Raw genomic sequence first — 326 nt, 5'->3', positions numbered from 1 at the left:
CGCTTTCTTTAAAGGGTGGCTGCTTCTAAGCCAACCTCCTGGTTGTCTGGGCATTTCCACATCGTTTTCCACTTAGCGTAGATTTTGGGACCTTAGCTGGCGGTCTGGGCTCTTTCCCTTTTGACCGCGGATCTTATCACCCGCAGTCTGACTCCCGCAATAACAGTTAACGGTATTCGGAGTTTGGTTAGGTTTGGTAATCCGGTAAGACCCCTAGCCCATCCAGTGCTCTACCCCCGTTACTTACTTTGCGAGGCTATACCTAAATATATTTCGGGGAGAACCAGCTATCTCCGAGTTTGATTAGCCTTTCACTCCTATCCACA

1 rRNA gene is annotated in these 326 nt (G+C 49.1%); it reads right to left on the bottom strand.

Annotated features, from left to right (window positions below):
• A 23S ribosomal RNA gene (locus tag KI809_RS20410) occupies positions 1–326 on the bottom strand; the annotation flags it as partial.

It is taken from the genome of Geoanaerobacter pelophilus (assembly GCF_018476885.1).
GTDB classification, from domain to species: domain Bacteria; phylum Desulfobacterota; class Desulfuromonadia; order Geobacterales; family DSM-12255; genus Geoanaerobacter; species Geoanaerobacter pelophilus.
The sequence above is the reverse complement of the archived record's forward strand: the minus strand, read 5'-3'. Positions and strand labels throughout refer to the sequence as shown.